This is a genomic window from Agrobacterium sp. CCNWLW155, assembly GCF_036888815.1.
In the GTDB taxonomy this organism is placed as follows: domain Bacteria; phylum Pseudomonadota; class Alphaproteobacteria; order Rhizobiales; family Rhizobiaceae; genus Agrobacterium; species Agrobacterium radiobacter.
In genome coordinates this window covers 1-15,531 of sequence record NZ_JBAKFW010000001.1, presented here as the reverse complement: position 1 = coordinate 15,531, position 15,531 = coordinate 1, and the positions used below count along the sequence as shown (strand labels likewise).

Below are 15,531 nucleotides of genomic sequence, written 5' to 3'. Positions count from 1 at the left end.
TTACCCCCCTCTGTCCTGCCGGACATCTCCCCCACAAGGAGGGAGATCGGCTGGGCGCACCCTTCTCCCAAATCCGCAACGTGTGTCATGGGCGAGACCTTGCCGCAGGTCGATCTCCCCCCTTGTGGGGGAGATGTCCGGCAGGACAGAGGGGGTGCCCCAGCCGCCGCCCGCCGCCCCCCACAACCCAAAGGGAAAACAACAATAATGGCCCTCTGCAATTACCTGCCGGACATGCTCTGCAAGTTCCCGGCCATCGACAACTCCACGATGCGTGTGGCACGCAAAACCATCGATGACGGTTTTCGCGACATCGTGCGCAATTATGGCGATGCGATCGACGTCATCGTGCATCCTCTGCAGCTGTTCCTCAATGCCTCGGAGCGGCTGTTCATCCAGACGCCGTGGATCATCACGATGCTGGTCATTCTGGCCATCGTGCATCTGGCCGGGCGCAGCTTCAAGATCACTGGCGGCACCGCCATCTCCCTGCTCATGATCGGCGCCGTCGGCCTCTGGCGCGACGCCATGACGACGCTCTCCATCGTCGCCATTGCCACGCTGATCGCCATCGTCATCGGCCTGCCGCTCGGCATTTTGATGGGACGCTCGGAACGCCTGCAACGCCTCATCAATCCCGTGCTCGACGTGATGCAGACCCTGCCGAGTTTCGTTTATCTCATCCCCGTGGTGGTGATTTTCGGCATCGGCAAGGTTCCGGGCCTGATCGCAGTGGTGATCTACGCCATTCCGCCCGTCATCCGCCTCACCAGCCTCGGCATTCGGCTCGTTGATCGGGAAGTGCTTGAGGCGGCCGACGCCTTCGGCTCCTCCAATGGCCAGAAGCTGTTCAACGTGCAGCTGCCGCTGGCGCTGCCGACCATCATGACCGGCATCAACCAGACCATCATGATGGCGCTCGCCATGGTCGTCGTCGCCTCCATGGTTGGCGTCGGCGGGCTGGGCAAGAACGTGCTGCAGGCCATCAACAACCAGTTCTTCACGGTGGGCTTCCTGAACGGTTTCGCTCTGGTCGCCATCGCCATCATGTTCGACCGGGCGAGCCAGGCTTTCGGCAAGCGCCTGCAGAAATACCGCGAGGTTTCCCATGGCTAAAAGCATCGAAATCAGGAATCTTTACAAGATCTTCGGCAGGCATCCCGAGAAATACCTCCAAGCTGTGCGATCAGGCATGGACAAGGTCGAGCTGAACGACAGACACAACCACGTCCTCGGCCTCAACAACATCAACATCACCATGCCGGGCGGCAAGATCACCGTCGTCATGGGGCTTTCCGGCTCCGGCAAGTCGACACTGATCCGCCACATCAACCGGCTGATCGACCCGACGGCGGGTGAAGTTCTCTATGACGGCGAGGATATCTGCGGCATGAGCGCCTCGGCGCTGCGGCAATTCCGCCGCCACAAAACGGCGATGGTATTCCAGAAATTCGGCCTTCTGCCGCATCGCACCGTGCTGGAAAACAGCGTTTACGGCCTCGATATTCAGGGCGTGCCGCGCAAAGAGAGCGAGGAGAAAGGCCGTTATTGGCTGAATCGTGTCGGCCTGGAGGGGTATGAGGATTATTATCCGAACCAGCTTTCCGGCGGCATGCAGCAGCGTGTGGGCCTTGCCCGCGCGCTTGCCAATGACGCCGATATTCTGCTGATGGACGAGGCCTATTCGGCGCTCGATCCGCTGATCCGTGTCGATATGCAGACCATGCTGCTCGATCTGCAGCAGGAGTTGAAGAAGACCGTGGTGTTCATCACCCACGATCTCGACGAGGCGCTGAGACTCGGTGACCACATCGCCATTCTCAAAGACGGCGAAGTGGTGCAGCAGGGCGACGGCCAGAGCATTATCCTTTCACCGGCGGATGGCTACGTCACCGACTTCGTGCGTGACGTCAATCGCAGCCGTGTGCTGCAGGCAACCACTGTCATGGAACCGCTCGAAAGCCGCCCCGAAGGCATGGCCGTGCCGGAAAACGCGACGCTGGAAACAATCGCCCGCGACATGTCGGAAGCCAACGAGACGACCGCCCATGTGGTGGACGAGGACGGCAAGCCCGTCGGCAGCATCGGTCTCGACACGCTGGTGGCCGCTATGGTGACGCCCGCGCCGCAGGAGGCGGAGGTTAAGGTGGAAGCGGCGGAGGAGCCGGAGAAGCCCGGGGAAACGGTTGTTCCGGTGGATAAAGAAACGGCTTGATCCGGCATTCCGGGAGCTGACTAGCCTTGCCGCACACTCCACGTCATCCTCACCCTTGAGGCGAGGATCCATTTTGCGCCAGTAAGTCCCCGGTTATGAATCCTCGCCTCAAGGGTGAGGATGACGTGGAGTGTGCGGCAAGGCGTATTTCAGTGCCAACCTTGAGCCCAGGTGTCAGCGTCCAAGTGCCAGCGCCCACATGCTCTCCCTCGCCGCCGTGCGAAATCAGGAGATAACTACCCCAGTACCGCCTTCAGTCATGCAAAAACGAAGCACTACTTCGCCGGCTGTCAACCCTCGGCGATCGCTGCAGCGCAGCAAGCGCAAGTTTCGGACAAGTCCCCGCCGTTAACTATTCGTTAACTTTTGAACGCGGAATCACCGACATGCAGATTGAAAGCAATATCGGCGGATATAATTACCAGGGGCGTGTTCGCGAGCTTGAAAAAGCCGGCGGCGCGCAGAATGCGGCTGAAGAACAGGCCGTCAAACGCAGCCCCGGCAACCCGACCGTTTCCAGCACCATTCTTTCCCAGTCGCTGGCCAACGTGCTGTGGGCCGTCGGCAATGGCAGCGCACCTGCCTATCAGGATCCGGCGGCGGCCTCCGCCGAGGACAAGGCGGAAGCACAGGCGGAATGGGTGCGCAGCGCCTATTCGGAATATACCGAATAAACGATTCCAATCAGGCCCTTGCCGGGCTCACTTCCACCGTCACATGGGACAGTTCATGTATGGCGGCAAGTTTCTGCTTGTAGAAAGCCGGCGCCTTCGGCGCCTGCGAATGGATCGCCACGATGGCGGCGTGATGCCCCGGCCCCACCTGCCAGACATGCAGGTCGGTGATGCGATCCTCTTCCGTCTCCACGCTTTCACGGATTTCCTGCGGCAAATCCTCCGCCGGCGGCAGCGCGTCAAGCAGGGTCGTCGCCGTGGAGCGGATCAGCCCCCATGACCAGCGGGCAATGACCAGACCGCCTACGATACCCATGGCCGGATCAAGGAACGACCATCCGTTCCATTTGCCAAGCAGCAGCGCGACGATGGCGAGAACCGAGGTCAGCGCATCCGCCAGCACATGCAGATAGGCCGCGCGCAGATTATTGTCCCTGCCGCCCTTTGCGCCGGGGTCAGCATGGTGACCGGCATGCGAGCCATGATCATGATGGGCGTGGCTGCCATGGCCGTGATGGGCATGCGAACCGTGGGTGTGGCCATGTCCATGCCCATGATCGTGGTGATGATCATCCTTCAGCAGCACGGCGCTGAGAAGATTGACGGCAAGGCCGATGATGGCGACGAGGATAGCCTGGTTGAAATCGATTTCGACGGGATTGAATAGGCGCATAGCGCTTTCCACGGCAATCAGCAGCGCCACCACCGCCAGCACGATCGCGCTGGCAAAACCCGCGAGATCGCCGAACTTGCCGGTGCCGAAGGTGAAGCGCGGGTTGCGCGCCTCACGACGGGCATAAAGATAAGCCAAGGCCGAAATCAGCATCGCGCCCGCATGGGTGGACATGTGCCAGCCATCCGCCGTCAGCGCCATGGAGCCGTACCAGTGGCCGGCAACGATTTCCGCCACCATCATGGCCGCAGTCAGCGCAATGACCATCCAGACGCGCCTCTCATTGCGCTCGTGGTTCTGGCCGAGGAAAACATGGTCGTGACCGGCTGCTGCGCGGTGTTCGGATGTCGTCGTCATGTCGCTCAATCCTGTTTGCTACTGGCCTGCCTGATCTGCTGGCCCGTTCGATTTCACCGGATGTAGGTCTTCAGCACCTGGGCCAGCTCTTCCGCCGCCCGGGCCCGTTCGTCTTCGTTTTCGGCATGCACCACATGCTCATGCAGATGCTCCTGCATCACCTCCCCCGTCAGTCCGGAAAGCGCGCCGCGCACGGAAGCGAGCAATTGCAGCACCTCGCCGCAGGGCTTGGCATCATCAAGCGCACGCTCCACCGCTTCCATCTGCCCTTTCAGGCGGCGGATGCGGGCGAGAAGCTTCTCCTTGTTGCGGATCGTATGGGACATGGGGACCTCATATACTATAGGGGGGTATACTATATGAGCGAGATTTTCCGTTCAAGCCCCGCTTGACGCAATCTTCGCGAATGTTTCGACCCTTAAAAAATCTCCCCATGAAACTTAGGGGACTCAGTCATGACGACTATCGCAGCAACCATCAGCAGCTATCATCCCACTCCGCTCCGGAGCCTTGAGCCGGCGAGAGGCAAGGAAACCCATTCCACCACCGAAGCCCTGCTGGAGCTGACCCGCGCCGCGCATCGCACCATTTCGAGCGTCGAAACCGCTGCCACCGCGATCACGCCGGCCGCCGCCAGTGCTTCCTTCGGCCTCGCCACAGCACTCTGGAATCTCGACAGCGGTACTTCCACGACAACACCCGCCCTGGACATGGCCGCATCGGCACAGCCAGAAGCCGCATCCGGCATCGAGAACGATGTCATCAAAGCGCTCGCCCAGGCGCTTGGCGTGGATGACGCCGCCTGAGACCCATTGAATGGCGGGCTGAAAAGCAATATCTCTAGAGACTAGAGCATCGACTCTGAACGGCGGAGCCACCCCGTTCTCTCGTCTTTGCCCGAGATATGGAGAAAGTCATGCTGTCCATCGGTGAACTGTCGAAACGTACCGGCGTCAAGGTGCCGACGATCCGCTATTACGAGCAGATGGGCCTCATCCGCGAGGCCGATCGTTCGGAGGGCAACCAGCGCCGTTACGAAAAGACCGACCTCGACAGGCTGGCCTTCATCCGCCATGCGCGTGATCTCGGGCTGAACATCGACGCCATCCGCGAATTGATCGCGCTTAGCCAGCACCGGCAGATGCCATGCGAGGGCGCGGACCGCATCGCTGCCGAACATCTCGCCCATGTGCGAGAAAAGATCGCCAGCCTCAAGAAGCTGGAACATGAGCTGGAGCGCATCGTCTCCCACTGCCACGGCCATTCGATCGAGGATTGTTACGTCATCCGCGCGCTTTCCAATCATGACATGTGCGAGGGCGAACATTGATCGGAAAACCGGGCTTGACAGATTACGGATTCGGGCGCATTGCATTTCCCATGATCAACGAACGCGCACCCATCTCCTGCTCGTACTTTTGGGCCTACCTCTAAGGGCGGCTCGACAGATCATGTTGTCAACAAGCCGCCGTCAGGCGGCTTTGTTGTTTCTCAAGCGTCCTGACGGCACCGATAAGACCAAAGGACCGAAAAAATGACCGAAGATAGCTCCCTTACACTCGAAAGACCGCCCGTCGTCATCATTCGTGGCGCACGCAAGACGGACTTGCCCGAACTCGACGAGATGATCACGCTGCTTGCCTCCTACCACGGCGATGCGGCGGCGATCACGCCGGCGAAACTGGAACGCGACCTGTTCGGCCCGCTGCCCTGGGTGCATGGCCTCGTGGCCGAAGCCGATGGCGCGCTGATCGGTTACGCCCTGCTTCTGCCGCTCTACAGGGCGCAGGAAGGCCGGCGCGGGCTTGAGCTGCATCATCTCTTCGTGCGTGACGGCCATCGCGGCCATGGCACCGGCCAGCATCTGGTTTCCCGCGCCCGCGATATCGCCAAGCGTCTCGGCTGCGACTATCTTTCCGTCAGCGCCACAACAGGCAATGTCGCGGCGCATCGCTTCTACGAAAACATGGATTTCGCGCCCCGGCCGGTTACCGGCATGCGCTACATGCAGTCAATTGCCTGATTGGCATCAACGGAGACGACCATGACACGGATCGCCATTGCGCTCGCGCAGGATTTTGCTGACTGGGAACCGGCGCTGCTTGCTGCCGCAGCGCGCGGCTATCTCGGCGTCGAAATCATCTATGCCACGCCTGATGGCCGGCCGGTAACGTCCATGGGCGGGCTGAATGTAACGCCTGACACATCCTATGACGCGCTTGATCCTGTTGGCATCGATGCGCTTGTCATTCCCGGCGGTCTCAGCTGGGAAAAGGGAACGGCTGTCGATCTTGGCGGGCTGGTGCACCGGTTTCGCGACAGGGACCGGCTGGTGGCCGGCATCTGTGCGGCGGCGAGCGCGCTCGGCGGCACGGGCGTTCTGAACGATGTCGCCCATACCGGCAATTCGCTGGCATCGCACAAGGCCTATGCCGTCTATAGCGGCGAGGCGCTTTATCGCGACCAGCCGAAAGCAGTCAGCGATCGCGGCATCATCACGGCCGCCGGCAGCGCGCCGGTGAGTTTTGCGGTGGAAATCCTGAAACACCTCGGCCTCTTTGGTCCGGAAGCCGAGGCGGAACTTCAGGTTTTTGCGGCGGAGCATCGCTGAGGCGCAGCCGTCTCGGTTGTTTGCACTCCCTCCACTCCCCGTCATTCCGGCCCTTGGGCCGGAATCCAGCCGACGCGCGTCTGCGCGGCGAAAAGAGTCCTCTCAGCCCAAGGACTTGGGCTGGCTGGATCCCGGCTCAAGGCCGGGATGACGGAGGTGAGAACAGCGATGATTATCGCTGATCCAGCACCCGGCAAACACGTGCTGCGTGATCGCCGCCCTCCCCGGCAATCGCCCGGCGAATATCGCGGCTGTTCAAATGCAGGCTTCGGCCGGCGGGTAAATTTGCACGTTTTATCTTGGCAAGTGCCGCCGCCACAAAGGCGACCTCATGGTCGTGGAAAAAGGCAAGAGCCGCCTCTTCTGTAGGGCTCGGCCCCAGCACCGCCTTGAAGGCAAGGCGGTGCACGGCGCAGAAAGCGCCGTGACCGGAAACGGCAAAACGCAGCGCATCGAGTTCCTCACTCCATTCCGCTGCGTCCTGCATGGATTTACGCCTGCTGGAAGCGCTTCAGGAAAAACGCGCTCAATGTTCCGAGCAAAGCCCAGAAAACGAAGCTCGTGATCGTGGCGGCGACGATGAACTGACGCTCCAGCGGCAGCGGCGCCAGCGCATGTTCACCTTCCGGAGGCAGGGGTGCGCCCACCACATGCGGCGCAACGATCAACACCAGCGCCAGAACGATGGCCCAGGGTTCGCGGCGGAATGCGATCAGCGCAATGCCGCCCGCGGTTGCGGCAACCGTGGAGAGCCACCAGATCTGCCGCGCCTCAAGTGCGGCGGCCGGGCTGCCCGGCAGTTCCGGCGGCAGGCCGATCATCGGGGCCAGCATGACGGCGGCAAAACCGGCAACGCCCCAGAGAAGGCCTTCGCGCCAGCCGCCATTCGTGCCGCGCAGCGAAATAAGGCCGGTCAGGACAAGCGCATAACCGATGGCGGTCAGGACATTGGCGGCAACGGTATAGGCGGTGCGCTCGAAGCCATCGGCCGGAGCCCAGGCCTCGTCATTGTGCTCATGGGCGGGAACCGCAGCACCGGGCGCCGTCGCATCATGGCTGTGAGGCGCCTCGCCACCGGCGCTCTCATAGGTTTCCGCCTGAAGGATGAGCGGCGTGGTGCCGAAAGCCTGCATGGCAGACACGGCAAAGCCGCCGAGAATGCCGACGAGAACGGCGGTAAAGACGATATTGCGAAAAGATGACATGCCGTTTCCCCTCAATGGCAGGGGAAGGCATTGGCATGACGCGTGTCATGCGCGGCATTGTGAACGGCTTCCACATGGGAAAAGCCGACAAAACCGACAACGAACAGGCCAAGCACGATCGCCGTCAGCGATTGCGCGAAGCTGCCCGTTTTTGCGGAAACGGCTGAATTGGCCGCATTCTGCTGGATGGACATGGTGACCCCTCTCCCGGCGCGACCCCGCGCCTTTAGACACGGCCGAACGGCGGGAGCCGCAAGACCGCATGCGATACACTTCACCACGGGGATACGAGACTGACACAGGGAGGCATTGATCTCGCCACCCTGAAATTCCGCTCTTCCGGACACCCCGCCGGCATGGACATTTCCGTGATGGCAGGTCTCCTGGCTTACGGGTCAAAACCTGAAACACCTTCCCGGCATCGCCCTCCCTGGAAACCTCGGTTCCCGGAAAATGGCTTGCCAGTGGCACTTCGTTTCAGGCTCTCCGCTCACAGTTGCGGGGGCAGCCACGAATGAGGATTTCTCCCTATCGTGTTCCCTTTTCACCTTCCGGAACGCCCGGAAGGAACCATCACAGGATTGTTATCCGATGGGTGGCGGCGGGAGTCAATGGGCGCGCATGCGCCCAGGGGCACCCTACCGCGCCGGAATGGCCTTCAGATAGGCGGCGATCGCATCGCGGTCATCCGCCGTCAGATGCGCCATGTTCTGCTGCACCTTGACCATGGAACCGCCGACGCTGTCGAATTCCGGGGTGAAGCCGGTTTCCAGATAGCTGGCAATATCGGCCTTGGCCCAGCTTCCGATGCTTTGCGAGCCGGGGGTAATGTCAGGAATGCGGCCTTCGCCTTCCGGATTGGGGCCGCCAGCCAGCCACTTATCGGCAAGGAAGCCGCCAAGCGCGTTGCGCGGCGTATGGCACTCGCCGCAATGGCCCGGCCCTTCCACCAGATATTGACCGCGCAGCAATTCGGCATTGGCATTGGCAAGCTCGACGCGCGGCGGTGCGGAGGGGTCGAAATAAAGGAACTTCCAGCCGCCCAGCGCCATGCGCAGGTTGAACGGGAACGGCAGTTTGTGATCCGGCGCATCGTTCTGGCTGGCCGGCAGGGCTTTCAGATAACCGAAGAGATCGTTGATGTCCTTCTGCGTCATGCGGGCATAGGAGGCATAGGGAAAGGACGGGTAAAGGTGCTCACCGTTCCTGCCCACACCACGCGTCATCGCATCGCCGAATTCCGCCAGCGTCCAGCCGCCGATACCATGCTGCGGATCGGAAGAAATATTGGGCACATGAAAGGTGCCGAAGGGGCTTTTCAGCGCCTGCCCGCCCGCAAGCGTCAACAGCGCCTCACCCTTCGCATCGGGTGCGGCATGACAGCTTGCACAGCCGCCCGCCCAGAACAGCGTTTCGCCATTGGCCAGATCCGGTTCGCCAAGGCTGACCCAATGGCTTGGCGCCTGACGTTCCGGCGCGGTGACCCAGGCGAATATGCCGTAGCCGGCAATCGCCGCGACCACGGCCCCGCCAGCGAGTTTCGTCCAGATGGAGGACATACCCCTCTCCCCATTCTCACCTGACCCGGTCAGATGCCTTTCGAGCGTGAGAAAACGCCGCCGGGAAGCGGCGTTTCCAGAATCATTCGATTATTTCTTCAGACGATAGGTCTGGTGGCAGGTGCCGCAATCGGCGCCGAGCGTCTTCATGGCGGTGGCAACACCCGCCTGATCGCCGGGGAGATTGGCGAGAACGATGTCCGCATCCGTGCCGAGCTTGGCGGCCTTGGCCTTGAAGTCCTCGAAATTTTCCCAGATGGCGGGAGCAGCCGCGCTGCCGGTCTCGGTGCCGGCGGGGAACTGCTCCGGGAAGGCCTTGGCATTGGTGCCGATGGTCGTCACGGCGGCCTTGACGGTATCAGCATCAAAGGGCTTCTCGCCCTTGGAGATGGCGGCGAGCGAACCCATGGCGCCGCCGATCTGCTTCATCATGCCTTCACGTTTTTCGACTTCGCCGGCAGCGTAGACCGCTCCGGCGCAAAGACAGCCGAAAAGCATGGCCGCCGTGATGGTTTTCAGTTTCATGCACACTCTCCTTGATTCCGGCTGGGACACCGGGCGCTAGATGGAACGGCGCGAGGATGCCCTTTCCGGATGGCGAAAAGAAGTCACATTGCGGTGAATTCCATCGTGAAAACAGAAGCCTAAGACAAGGCCTCCCAGAGCGTGAGAAGCGCTGCGGCAATCAGCATGAAACCGGCGGCGCGACCGATGAAGATCGTGGCGGCGGGCGAGGAAACAAGCCATGCCCGGCTTTTATCCGCCGTCAGCGCCAGCGCGCCGTAGACGGTGAACTGCGTCACCGCCACCATCGCGCCCATCACCAGCCCCTGCATCCAGATCGGGCCATAGGCTGGTTTGAGGAATTGCGGATAGATCGCCATCATGAACAGATAGGCCTTCGGATTGGAAAGGCAGGTCAGCACCGCCCGCCAGAAGGCTTTTCTGACCGAAGCGCTCGCCTCTGCCTCATCGCCATTCACCACGATTGCGCTGCGCATCAGGCCGATGCCGATCCAGACCATGTAAGCAGCGCCCCCAACCAGAAGCGGCAGGAACAGCGACGGCATCCAGGCGGCGAGCACGCCGACGCCCAACGCGCCGTAAAGCGAATGCACGATGCCGCCCGCGCTCATGCCGCTTGCGGCGGAAAGGCCGGTTCTCTTGCCACCCGTCAGCGCACTTGCCAGCACAAACAGCATGTCCATGCCCGGCAGAATGATGATGCCGAACAGGACCAGAAAGAAAAGCCAGAGATTTTCGGCGTAACTCATGTCAGTATCTCCCAAAACGGTTCATGGCACATTCGGGAAAGCCCATGTTTCTCAATGTGTTTCTCCGTTTATAGGAAAGACCAACTGACAGCGTTGTGTCAGTTGCGTGGCGAAGCAACCGGGAAAAACGGCAATGCGCAAGGCGTCGAGACTGTTCGAGATCATCCAGATCCTGCGGGTGGCGCGCAGGCCGGTCACCGCACAGACGATTGCCGAGGCGCTGGAGGTGACGGTGCGCTCGGTCTATCGCGACATAGCCGCCCTTCAGACCATGCGCGTGCCGATCGAAGGGGAACGCGGCGTCGGTTACATCCTGCGTCCCGGCTTCAACCTGCCGCCGCTGATGTTTTCCATCGAAGAGACGGAAGCGATCGTGCTGGCGCTCGCCATGGTCGCCCGCACCGGCGATACCGAATTGCGGCAGGCGGCCAGGCAGGTCAGCGACAAGATCGCCGCCTCCCTGCCCGACCCCCTGTCGAAAACCCTCTCCGCCAATGCCCTGCACGCCTGGGGCAGCATCGCGCCGGCGCCAGCAGGCGTCGATCTTGCCACGGTCAGGCGCGCGGTGCGCGACGAGGAGAAACTGGAGATCACCTATCGCGATGAAGCCGGCGCGGAAACGCAACGGCGGGTTAGGCCGATTGCGGTGATCTATTATTCCGAAACGGTGAATATCGTCGCATGGTGCGAACTACGGCAGGCGATCCGCAATTTCCGCTCGGACCGGGTGCTGAGCTGCGAAACGACCGGCAGTTTCTTCAAGCTGGAAGGCGAGAAGCTGCGGCAATTGTGGATGAGCGGCTGGCAGAGCAATCAGCCGATCCTCGCGCCCGAAACCGCGAATAACGATCCGGTCGGAAAAGACATCGGCAATCGCGAAGGTGTTCTGGTCGGGCGTATCCACCATGCCCTTGAAATTCACGAAGTGGGTATTGCCAGATACGCCGTAATTGCCCTCGTGATTATGGCCGTTGAACCACGCGACGACCGAAGGATGCGCGCCGAGAAGCTCGAGGATGCGCGGCGCGTCCCACATGTTGTGGGCGTTTTCCGGATAGACAGGGTAGTGGCAGAGAACGATCACTTTTTCGCCTGCCGCATCCGCCTTTTGCAGAACCGTCTGCAGCCATTCGAACTGTTCATCGCTGAACGAGGCGTTCCAGTCCTGCGCATTGATTGCGCCCGCATCCGCCAGACGCTTCAGCCGCTCTGCAGCAAGCGCGCGACGCGGATCGCCGGGCGGCGGGGCGAAAAGGCTGACCTCGTTGCCGTCAAGCACGACGAAGCGAACGTCGCCGATGGAAAAATCATGCCAGGGGGCGGACATGCCGAGGCGGTTATGGATATCGGGCAAATGCTCAGCGGCGACGGCGAAATCGTGATTGCCTGGCAGCAGGACTGACCGGTGGCGAAGCTTGTCGTAAACGGCAAGGATCGCATCGAAATTTTCAAAGCCGCGGTCGATGATATCGCCCAGCGTCACCACGAAGGCCAGATCTTCGCGGTTGAAGGCGTCGATCGCGTCTGCGAGCTTTTTCGGGCTTTCAGCGTAATATCGGCCCATCTCGGGGCGCGGATCGGCATCGGCATATTGGGGATCGGCGACAATGCCGAAGGAGAAGAGAGGCGTGGTTTTTTCAGTCATGATGCGCCGCGATAAACCCGGCGGATGACAGGCTTGTGACAGAGAACGACATCCCAAAAGCAGAACACCCGGCGCGAGGGCCGGGTGTTCGAAAATTCCGTTCCGCAAGCCTTACTTGGCGGCGGCTTCGTAACGCTCCAGGACGTAGTCCCAGTTGATGAGATTATCAACGAAGGCTTCGAGGTACTTCGGACGCAGGTTGCGGTAATCGATGTAGTAGGAGTGTTCCCATACGTCGACGCCGAGGATCGGTTCTGCGCCATGAACCAGCGGGTTTTCGCCGTTCGGGGTCTTGGAGATTTCGAGCTTGCCGTTCTTGACGGAAACCCATGCCCAGCCGGAGCCGAACTGCGTGGTGCCGGCAGCGATGAAATCAGCCTTGAACTTGTCGTAACCGCCGAGATCGGAGGCAAATGCCTGTTCGAGCTTGCCCGGCAGCTTGTTGCCGCCGCCGTCCTTCTTCAGCCACTTCCAGAAATGGACGTGGTTGTAATGCTGGGCAGCATTGTTGAAGAGACCGGCATTGGTGCCAAAGGACTTCTTCACGACTTCTTCGAGCGACAGGTCAGAAAGACCTGCTTCCGCCGCCAGCTTGTTGCCGTTGTCGACATATGCCTTGTGGTGCTTGTCGTGATGGAACTCGAGCGTCTCGCGCGACATGTAGGGTGCAAGCGCGTCGTAGTCGTAGGGGAGTTCAGGAAGTTCAAAGGCCATGGTTTTTACTCCTTTTTGCAGCGGGTTACCGCTCCTAGAAACCGTGTGAGCGGACCATAGGAGCGAAGCTCTGTTTGGGCAACCTGTGAAATATCAAAATGTTCCGCCAAAAGAGAAAATTCGTCTCGCGCCGGCCACCACCACATTTGTTTCACAACCCTGGCGTACCGTTTTCCACCCTATCGGTTCGGTTTTGCCGAGATTGCAGGAAGGAAATTCCATGACCCGCCCCAACTCCCGCTCCTTGATCCGCTCCATCCTCCTCTTCACCGCCCTATCATCGCTGGCACTCCCCGCCGCCGCATCCTCGGACGATGCCTGGAAAGAATTCGTGGCGGATGTGCAGACGGCCTGCCTTGCCGGAGCCAAGGACATGATCGAGGACGCCAAGGCGGTGGTCGATCCGGTCGGCAGCGAAAATTACGGCCTCGCCATCCTGACCGGCAAGGCCAAGGGCGCGGATGCGACGGTCAGCCATATCTGCGTCTACGACAAGAAGACCAAGGCGGTGGAACTGGGCAGCGAGCTTGCCGGGGATACGCTGAAGGTGGAAATTCCCGGCTCCACCAAGCCCTGATTCTATATTGAGAGCGGGACCGCTCGCACTTTTCGCCGTCCCGCTCTGACGCCTCAGAAACGTGGCGTGGTGTCACCCTCGCCCAGCGCGCGCTGCATCAGCACCGTATCCAGCCATTGGCCATGTTTCCAGCCGATGGATTTGAAGGTGCCGACATGCTCGAAACCGGCGGCGCGGTGTACGCCGATCGACGCGGCGTTGGCGCTGTCGCCGATAACGGCGATCATCTGCCGGAAGCCGCGCGCGGTCGCCTCCTCGATCAGTGCATCGAGCAGCTTGCGGCCGATGCCCATGCCCTTCATGGCCGGATCGATATAAACGGAATTCTCCACCGCCGCGCCATAGGCCGGGCGCGGACGATAAGCACCGGCATAGGAATATCCGGCTATCTTTCCATCGCATTCGGCGACGAGATAGGGATAATTACCCTCCACCATGAGGCGACGGCGCTCGAGCATCGTCTCCGCGCTCGGCGGATCGATCTCGAAGCTGGCGCGGCCATGGAGCACGGCATCCCGGTAGATTTCGGTAATGGCTGGAATATCGGCCTCTTCACAGGGGCGGATCAAAAGGCTGGAAACGGTGGAAGGGGTCATTCTCTTGTCCTGCGGATCATTCACGCCATCATTGTGCATTGCGGCGCAGCCAAAATAAAGATTATCTATCTTATACAAACGATAAGGTTTTCTTTGATGATGGACCTCGATCTGCGGCAGGTGCGCAGCTTCATGGATGTCGCCGATCTCGGCAGCTTTTCCGCCGCTGCCGACAAGGCGGGGATGACACAGCCGGCCATCAGCCTGCATATCAGGCTCTTGGAAAAGCAGCTCGGCGTGCGGCTGATCGAAAGGGTCGGCAGGCGCGCGCAGCCGACGGCGGCGGGCCGGGATTTTCTCATCCATGCAAGGCGGATTGCGGAAGAAGTGGCGCATGCGATCGATACCGTAGCACCTCATCGCAGCGGGGTGACGGGACGCCTGCGCATCGGCACGGGCGCAACTGCCTGCATCTATCTGCTGCCGCCCGTGCTGGCCAAAATCCGTCAGGCCATGCCGGGTATCGAAATCGTCGTGCAGACCGGCAATACGCACGATATTTTGCGGCTTCTGGAGGCCAATACGATCGATGCGGCGGTGGTGGCCCTGCCCGCCAGTGGCCGCAGCCTCGATATCAGCGACATCCATCTCGATGAACTGGTTGCAGTTTTCCCGCATGGCGCCGTCACCGACAGAACGGTACTGAACGCCGAAACGCTTTCGACGCGGCCGCTGCTGCTTTACGAGGGCGGCAATACGCGCAGGCTGGTGGATCAATGGTTTTCGGCGAGCGGCCGCACCGTGCAGCCCGCCATGGAACTGGGCAGCGTCGAGGCCATCAAGAAGCTCGCGGGTGCGGGCCTTGGCCTCGCCATCGTGCCGCGCATGGCGATGGAGCATGAAAGCGCAACGTCGGGGCTTGAATGGCGCTCGCTGGAGCCGCCGCTGGAGCGCCGGATCGCGCTGGCGATGCGGCGAGACAAACATATGACCGCGCCGCTGCGGGCGCTTGCCGCTGCGCTGCCGAGCTTGCAGAAACGATAAAGCCCGCGCCGGTTTCGGGCGCGGGCTTTATGACACTTTTCTTCCGTCATGCCGGACTTGATCCGGCATCCAGCCACGGCGCGTCTGCGCCGTGAGTAGAGTCTCTCGCGATCAAGGACTTGATCGCCCTGGACCCCGGATCTAGTCCGGGGTGACGGAGTGCGGATGCTGGCTCCTCACCATATCCAACCTGGATTGTCTTCAGAACTCCGTCCAGTCGTCGCCCTTCACGGCCAGCGCCGCATTGCCGCGTGAGGCAGCGACCGGGCGGGCCCTGGAAGGTGCCGCGACGGGTGCGGCAGGCGCGCGGGCGGGGCTTGCGGCCCGCTGCATGTGCCTTGCCGTCTCCCGCAATGCGGAGGTCTGCTGGCCGAGCTGGAATTGCGCAAGCAGGGCGTGGAGGTTGGCGCATTCCTGCGCGAGACCCGCACCGGCCGCGTTCATTTC

At 61.2% G+C, this 15,531-nt stretch carries 20 protein-coding genes, 2 pseudogenes and 1 riboswitch; of the genes and pseudogenes, 10 read left to right on the top strand and 12 right to left on the bottom strand.

Annotated features, from left to right (window positions below; all coding sequences use genetic code 11):
- Window positions 1–207 precede the first annotated feature (207 nt).
- The 3 genes from V6S97_RS00110 to V6S97_RS00100 all read left to right on the top strand — a co-directional run bounded on the left by V6S97_RS00110 (window position 208) and on the right by V6S97_RS00100 (window position 2,889).
- Window positions 208–1,116: an ABC transporter permease gene (locus V6S97_RS00110; protein WP_065694905.1), complete on the top strand. Its 909-nt coding sequence runs from the start codon at window positions 208–210 to the stop codon at window positions 1,114–1,116.
- Window positions 1,109–2,215: a quaternary amine ABC transporter ATP-binding protein gene (locus tag V6S97_RS00105; RefSeq protein ID WP_060723933.1), complete on the top strand. Its 1,107-nt coding sequence runs from the start codon at window positions 1,109–1,111 to the stop codon at window positions 2,213–2,215. Before V6S97_RS00110 ends, V6S97_RS00105 begins: the two co-directional genes overlap by 8 nt.
- A 386-nt stretch (window positions 2,216–2,601) precedes the next feature.
- Window positions 2,602–2,889, top strand: a complete 288-nt coding sequence (locus V6S97_RS00100) for a hypothetical protein (RefSeq protein WP_020009640.1) — start codon at window positions 2,602–2,604, stop codon at window positions 2,887–2,889.
- 10 nt (window positions 2,890–2,899) lie between these two features.
- On the opposite strand, the gene dmeF is transcribed toward V6S97_RS00100, so the two are convergent.
- Window positions 2,900–3,919 carry a CDF family Co(II)/Ni(II) efflux transporter DmeF gene (gene dmeF / locus V6S97_RS00095; RefSeq protein ID WP_060723932.1) on the bottom strand — a complete coding sequence of 340 codons (1,020 nt, stop codon included), beginning with the start codon at window positions 3,917–3,919 and terminating at the stop codon, window positions 2,900–2,902.
- Between the two features lie 53 nt (window positions 3,920–3,972).
- Complete coding sequence (gene dmeR, locus V6S97_RS00090) at window positions 3,973–4,245, bottom strand: Ni(II)/Co(II)-sensing transcriptional repressor DmeR (protein ID WP_003509296.1); 273 nt, start codon at window positions 4,243–4,245, stop codon at window positions 3,973–3,975.
- 129 nt (window positions 4,246–4,374) lie between these two features.
- Between dmeR and V6S97_RS00085 the strand changes: the two genes are divergently transcribed.
- The 4 genes from V6S97_RS00085 (at window position 4,375) to V6S97_RS00070 (ending at window position 6,530) form a co-directional block, all read left to right on the top strand.
- Window positions 4,375–4,725 carry a hypothetical protein gene (locus V6S97_RS00085; protein WP_003509302.1) on the top strand — a complete coding sequence of 117 codons (351 nt, stop codon included), beginning with the start codon at window positions 4,375–4,377 and terminating at the stop codon, window positions 4,723–4,725.
- Window positions 4,726–4,835: 110 nt separating this feature from the next.
- Entirely contained in the window at window positions 4,836–5,249 is a 414-nt protein-coding gene (locus V6S97_RS00080) for a MerR family transcriptional regulator (protein WP_026363493.1), read from the top strand.
- Window positions 5,250–5,453: 204 nt separating this feature from the next.
- Window positions 5,454–5,942 carry a GNAT family N-acetyltransferase gene (locus V6S97_RS00075; RefSeq protein ID WP_111784559.1) on the top strand — a complete coding sequence of 163 codons (489 nt, stop codon included), beginning with the start codon at window positions 5,454–5,456 and terminating at the stop codon, window positions 5,940–5,942.
- 21 nt (window positions 5,943–5,963) lie between these two features.
- Complete coding sequence (locus V6S97_RS00070) at window positions 5,964–6,530, top strand: type 1 glutamine amidotransferase family protein (RefSeq protein WP_003509305.1); 567 nt, start codon at window positions 5,964–5,966, stop codon at window positions 6,528–6,530.
- Window positions 6,531–6,702: 172 nt separating this feature from the next.
- On the opposite strand, the gene V6S97_RS00065 is transcribed toward V6S97_RS00070, so the two are convergent.
- The 6 genes from V6S97_RS00065 to V6S97_RS00040 form a co-directional block, all read right to left on the bottom strand.
- Window positions 6,703–7,017: a hypothetical protein gene (locus tag V6S97_RS00065; RefSeq protein WP_334425834.1), complete on the bottom strand. Its 315-nt coding sequence runs from the start codon at window positions 7,015–7,017 to the stop codon at window positions 6,703–6,705.
- Window positions 7,018–7,021: 4 nt separating this feature from the next.
- Window positions 7,022–7,735: a CbtA family protein gene (locus tag V6S97_RS00060; protein WP_003509307.1), complete on the bottom strand. Its 714-nt coding sequence runs from the start codon at window positions 7,733–7,735 to the stop codon at window positions 7,022–7,024.
- Window positions 7,736–7,746: 11 nt separating this feature from the next.
- Entirely contained in the window at window positions 7,747–7,929 is a 183-nt protein-coding gene (locus tag V6S97_RS00055; RefSeq protein WP_111793803.1) for a CbtB domain-containing protein, read from the bottom strand.
- A gap of 162 nt (window positions 7,930–8,091) precedes the next feature.
- Window positions 8,092–8,325: riboswitch (cobalamin riboswitch) on the bottom strand.
- 48 nt (window positions 8,326–8,373) lie between these two features.
- On the bottom strand, window positions 8,374–9,294 hold the full coding sequence (locus V6S97_RS00050; protein WP_080864297.1) for a c-type cytochrome: 921 nt from the start codon (window positions 9,292–9,294) through the stop codon (window positions 8,374–8,376).
- Window positions 9,295–9,384: 90 nt separating this feature from the next.
- Window positions 9,385–9,819 (bottom strand): c-type cytochrome, encoded by a 435-nt coding sequence (locus tag V6S97_RS00045; protein WP_003509310.1) that lies wholly within the window; start codon window positions 9,817–9,819, stop codon window positions 9,385–9,387.
- Between the two features lie 119 nt (window positions 9,820–9,938).
- A complete protein-coding gene (locus tag V6S97_RS00040) occupies window positions 9,939–10,568 on the bottom strand; it encodes a LysE family translocator (RefSeq protein ID WP_112355923.1) in 630 nt (209 codons plus the stop codon).
- A 133-nt stretch (window positions 10,569–10,701) separates the two neighbouring features.
- Here V6S97_RS00040 and V6S97_RS00035 point away from each other — a divergent pair.
- Window positions 10,702–11,298, top strand: a pseudogene (locus V6S97_RS00035) (helix-turn-helix transcriptional regulator); the annotation flags it as partial.
- Here the strand turns inward: V6S97_RS00035 and V6S97_RS00030 are convergent.
- Complete coding sequence (locus V6S97_RS00030; RefSeq protein WP_334426542.1) at window positions 11,260–12,213, bottom strand: metallophosphoesterase; 954 nt, start codon at window positions 12,211–12,213, stop codon at window positions 11,260–11,262. The pseudogene V6S97_RS00035 and the gene V6S97_RS00030 overlap by 39 nt on opposite strands.
- Window positions 12,214–12,324: 111 nt before the next feature.
- Window positions 12,325–12,927, bottom strand: a complete 603-nt coding sequence (locus V6S97_RS00025) for a superoxide dismutase (RefSeq protein WP_003509319.1) — start codon at window positions 12,925–12,927, stop codon at window positions 12,325–12,327.
- A 220-nt stretch (window positions 12,928–13,147) separates the two neighbouring features.
- Between V6S97_RS00025 and V6S97_RS00020 the strand changes: the two genes are divergently transcribed.
- Window positions 13,148–13,504: a hypothetical protein gene (locus V6S97_RS00020; protein ID WP_003509321.1), complete on the top strand. Its 357-nt coding sequence runs from the start codon at window positions 13,148–13,150 to the stop codon at window positions 13,502–13,504.
- A gap of 53 nt (window positions 13,505–13,557) precedes the next feature.
- Here the strand turns inward: V6S97_RS00020 and V6S97_RS00015 are convergent, their stop codons facing one another.
- Complete coding sequence (locus tag V6S97_RS00015; protein WP_031234489.1) at window positions 13,558–14,100, bottom strand: GNAT family N-acetyltransferase; 543 nt, start codon at window positions 14,098–14,100, stop codon at window positions 13,558–13,560.
- Between the two features lie 96 nt (window positions 14,101–14,196).
- Here V6S97_RS00015 and V6S97_RS00010 point away from each other — a divergent pair, with 96 nt between their 5' ends.
- Window positions 14,197–15,084: a LysR family transcriptional regulator gene (locus tag V6S97_RS00010; protein WP_003509324.1), complete on the top strand. Its 888-nt coding sequence runs from the start codon at window positions 14,197–14,199 to the stop codon at window positions 15,082–15,084.
- 201 nt (window positions 15,085–15,285) lie between these two features.
- Here the strand turns inward: V6S97_RS00010 and V6S97_RS00005 are convergent.
- Window positions 15,286–15,531: pseudogene (locus V6S97_RS00005) on the bottom strand (methyl-accepting chemotaxis protein); the annotation flags it as partial.

Excerpts from the sequence above, each read along its gene's own strand:
- V6S97_RS00110 (WP_065694905.1), top strand. The coding sequence starts at position 208 with ATGGCCCTCTGCAATTACCTGCCGGACATGCTCTGCAAGTTCCCGGCC.
- V6S97_RS00105 (WP_060723933.1), top strand. The coding sequence starts at position 1,109 with ATGGCTAAAAGCATCGAAATCAGGAATCTTTACAAGATCTTCGGCAGG.
- V6S97_RS00100 (WP_020009640.1), top strand. The coding sequence starts at position 2,602 with ATGCAGATTGAAAGCAATATCGGCGGATATAATTACCAGGGGCGTGTT.
- dmeF (WP_060723932.1), bottom strand. The coding sequence starts at position 3,919 with ATGACGACGACATCCGAACACCGCGCAGCAGCCGGTCACGACCATGTT.
- dmeR (WP_003509296.1), bottom strand. The coding sequence starts at position 4,245 with ATGTCCCATACGATCCGCAACAAGGAGAAGCTTCTCGCCCGCATCCGC.
- V6S97_RS00085 (WP_003509302.1), top strand. The coding sequence starts at position 4,375 with ATGACGACTATCGCAGCAACCATCAGCAGCTATCATCCCACTCCGCTC.
- V6S97_RS00080 (WP_026363493.1), top strand. The coding sequence starts at position 4,836 with ATGCTGTCCATCGGTGAACTGTCGAAACGTACCGGCGTCAAGGTGCCG.
- V6S97_RS00075 (WP_111784559.1), top strand. The coding sequence starts at position 5,454 with ATGACCGAAGATAGCTCCCTTACACTCGAAAGACCGCCCGTCGTCATC.
- V6S97_RS00070 (WP_003509305.1), top strand. The coding sequence starts at position 5,964 with ATGACACGGATCGCCATTGCGCTCGCGCAGGATTTTGCTGACTGGGAA.
- V6S97_RS00065 (WP_334425834.1), bottom strand. The coding sequence starts at position 7,017 with ATGCAGGACGCAGCGGAATGGAGTGAGGAACTCGATGCGCTGCGTTTT.
- V6S97_RS00060 (WP_003509307.1), bottom strand. The coding sequence starts at position 7,735 with ATGTCATCTTTTCGCAATATCGTCTTTACCGCCGTTCTCGTCGGCATT.
- V6S97_RS00055 (WP_111793803.1), bottom strand. The coding sequence starts at position 7,929 with ATGTCCATCCAGCAGAATGCGGCCAATTCAGCCGTTTCCGCAAAAACG.
- V6S97_RS00050 (WP_080864297.1), bottom strand. The coding sequence starts at position 9,294 with ATGTCCTCCATCTGGACGAAACTCGCTGGCGGGGCCGTGGTCGCGGCG.
- V6S97_RS00045 (WP_003509310.1), bottom strand. The coding sequence starts at position 9,819 with ATGAAACTGAAAACCATCACGGCGGCCATGCTTTTCGGCTGTCTTTGC.
- V6S97_RS00040 (WP_112355923.1), bottom strand. The coding sequence starts at position 10,568 with ATGAGTTACGCCGAAAATCTCTGGCTTTTCTTTCTGGTCCTGTTCGGC.
- V6S97_RS00030 (WP_334426542.1), bottom strand. The coding sequence starts at position 12,213 with ATGACTGAAAAAACCACGCCTCTCTTCTCCTTCGGCATTGTCGCCGAT.
- V6S97_RS00025 (WP_003509319.1), bottom strand. The coding sequence starts at position 12,927 with ATGGCCTTTGAACTTCCTGAACTCCCCTACGACTACGACGCGCTTGCA.
- V6S97_RS00020 (WP_003509321.1), top strand. The coding sequence starts at position 13,148 with ATGACCCGCCCCAACTCCCGCTCCTTGATCCGCTCCATCCTCCTCTTC.
- V6S97_RS00015 (WP_031234489.1), bottom strand. The coding sequence starts at position 14,100 with ATGACCCCTTCCACCGTTTCCAGCCTTTTGATCCGCCCCTGTGAAGAG.
- V6S97_RS00010 (WP_003509324.1), top strand. The coding sequence starts at position 14,197 with ATGATGGACCTCGATCTGCGGCAGGTGCGCAGCTTCATGGATGTCGCC.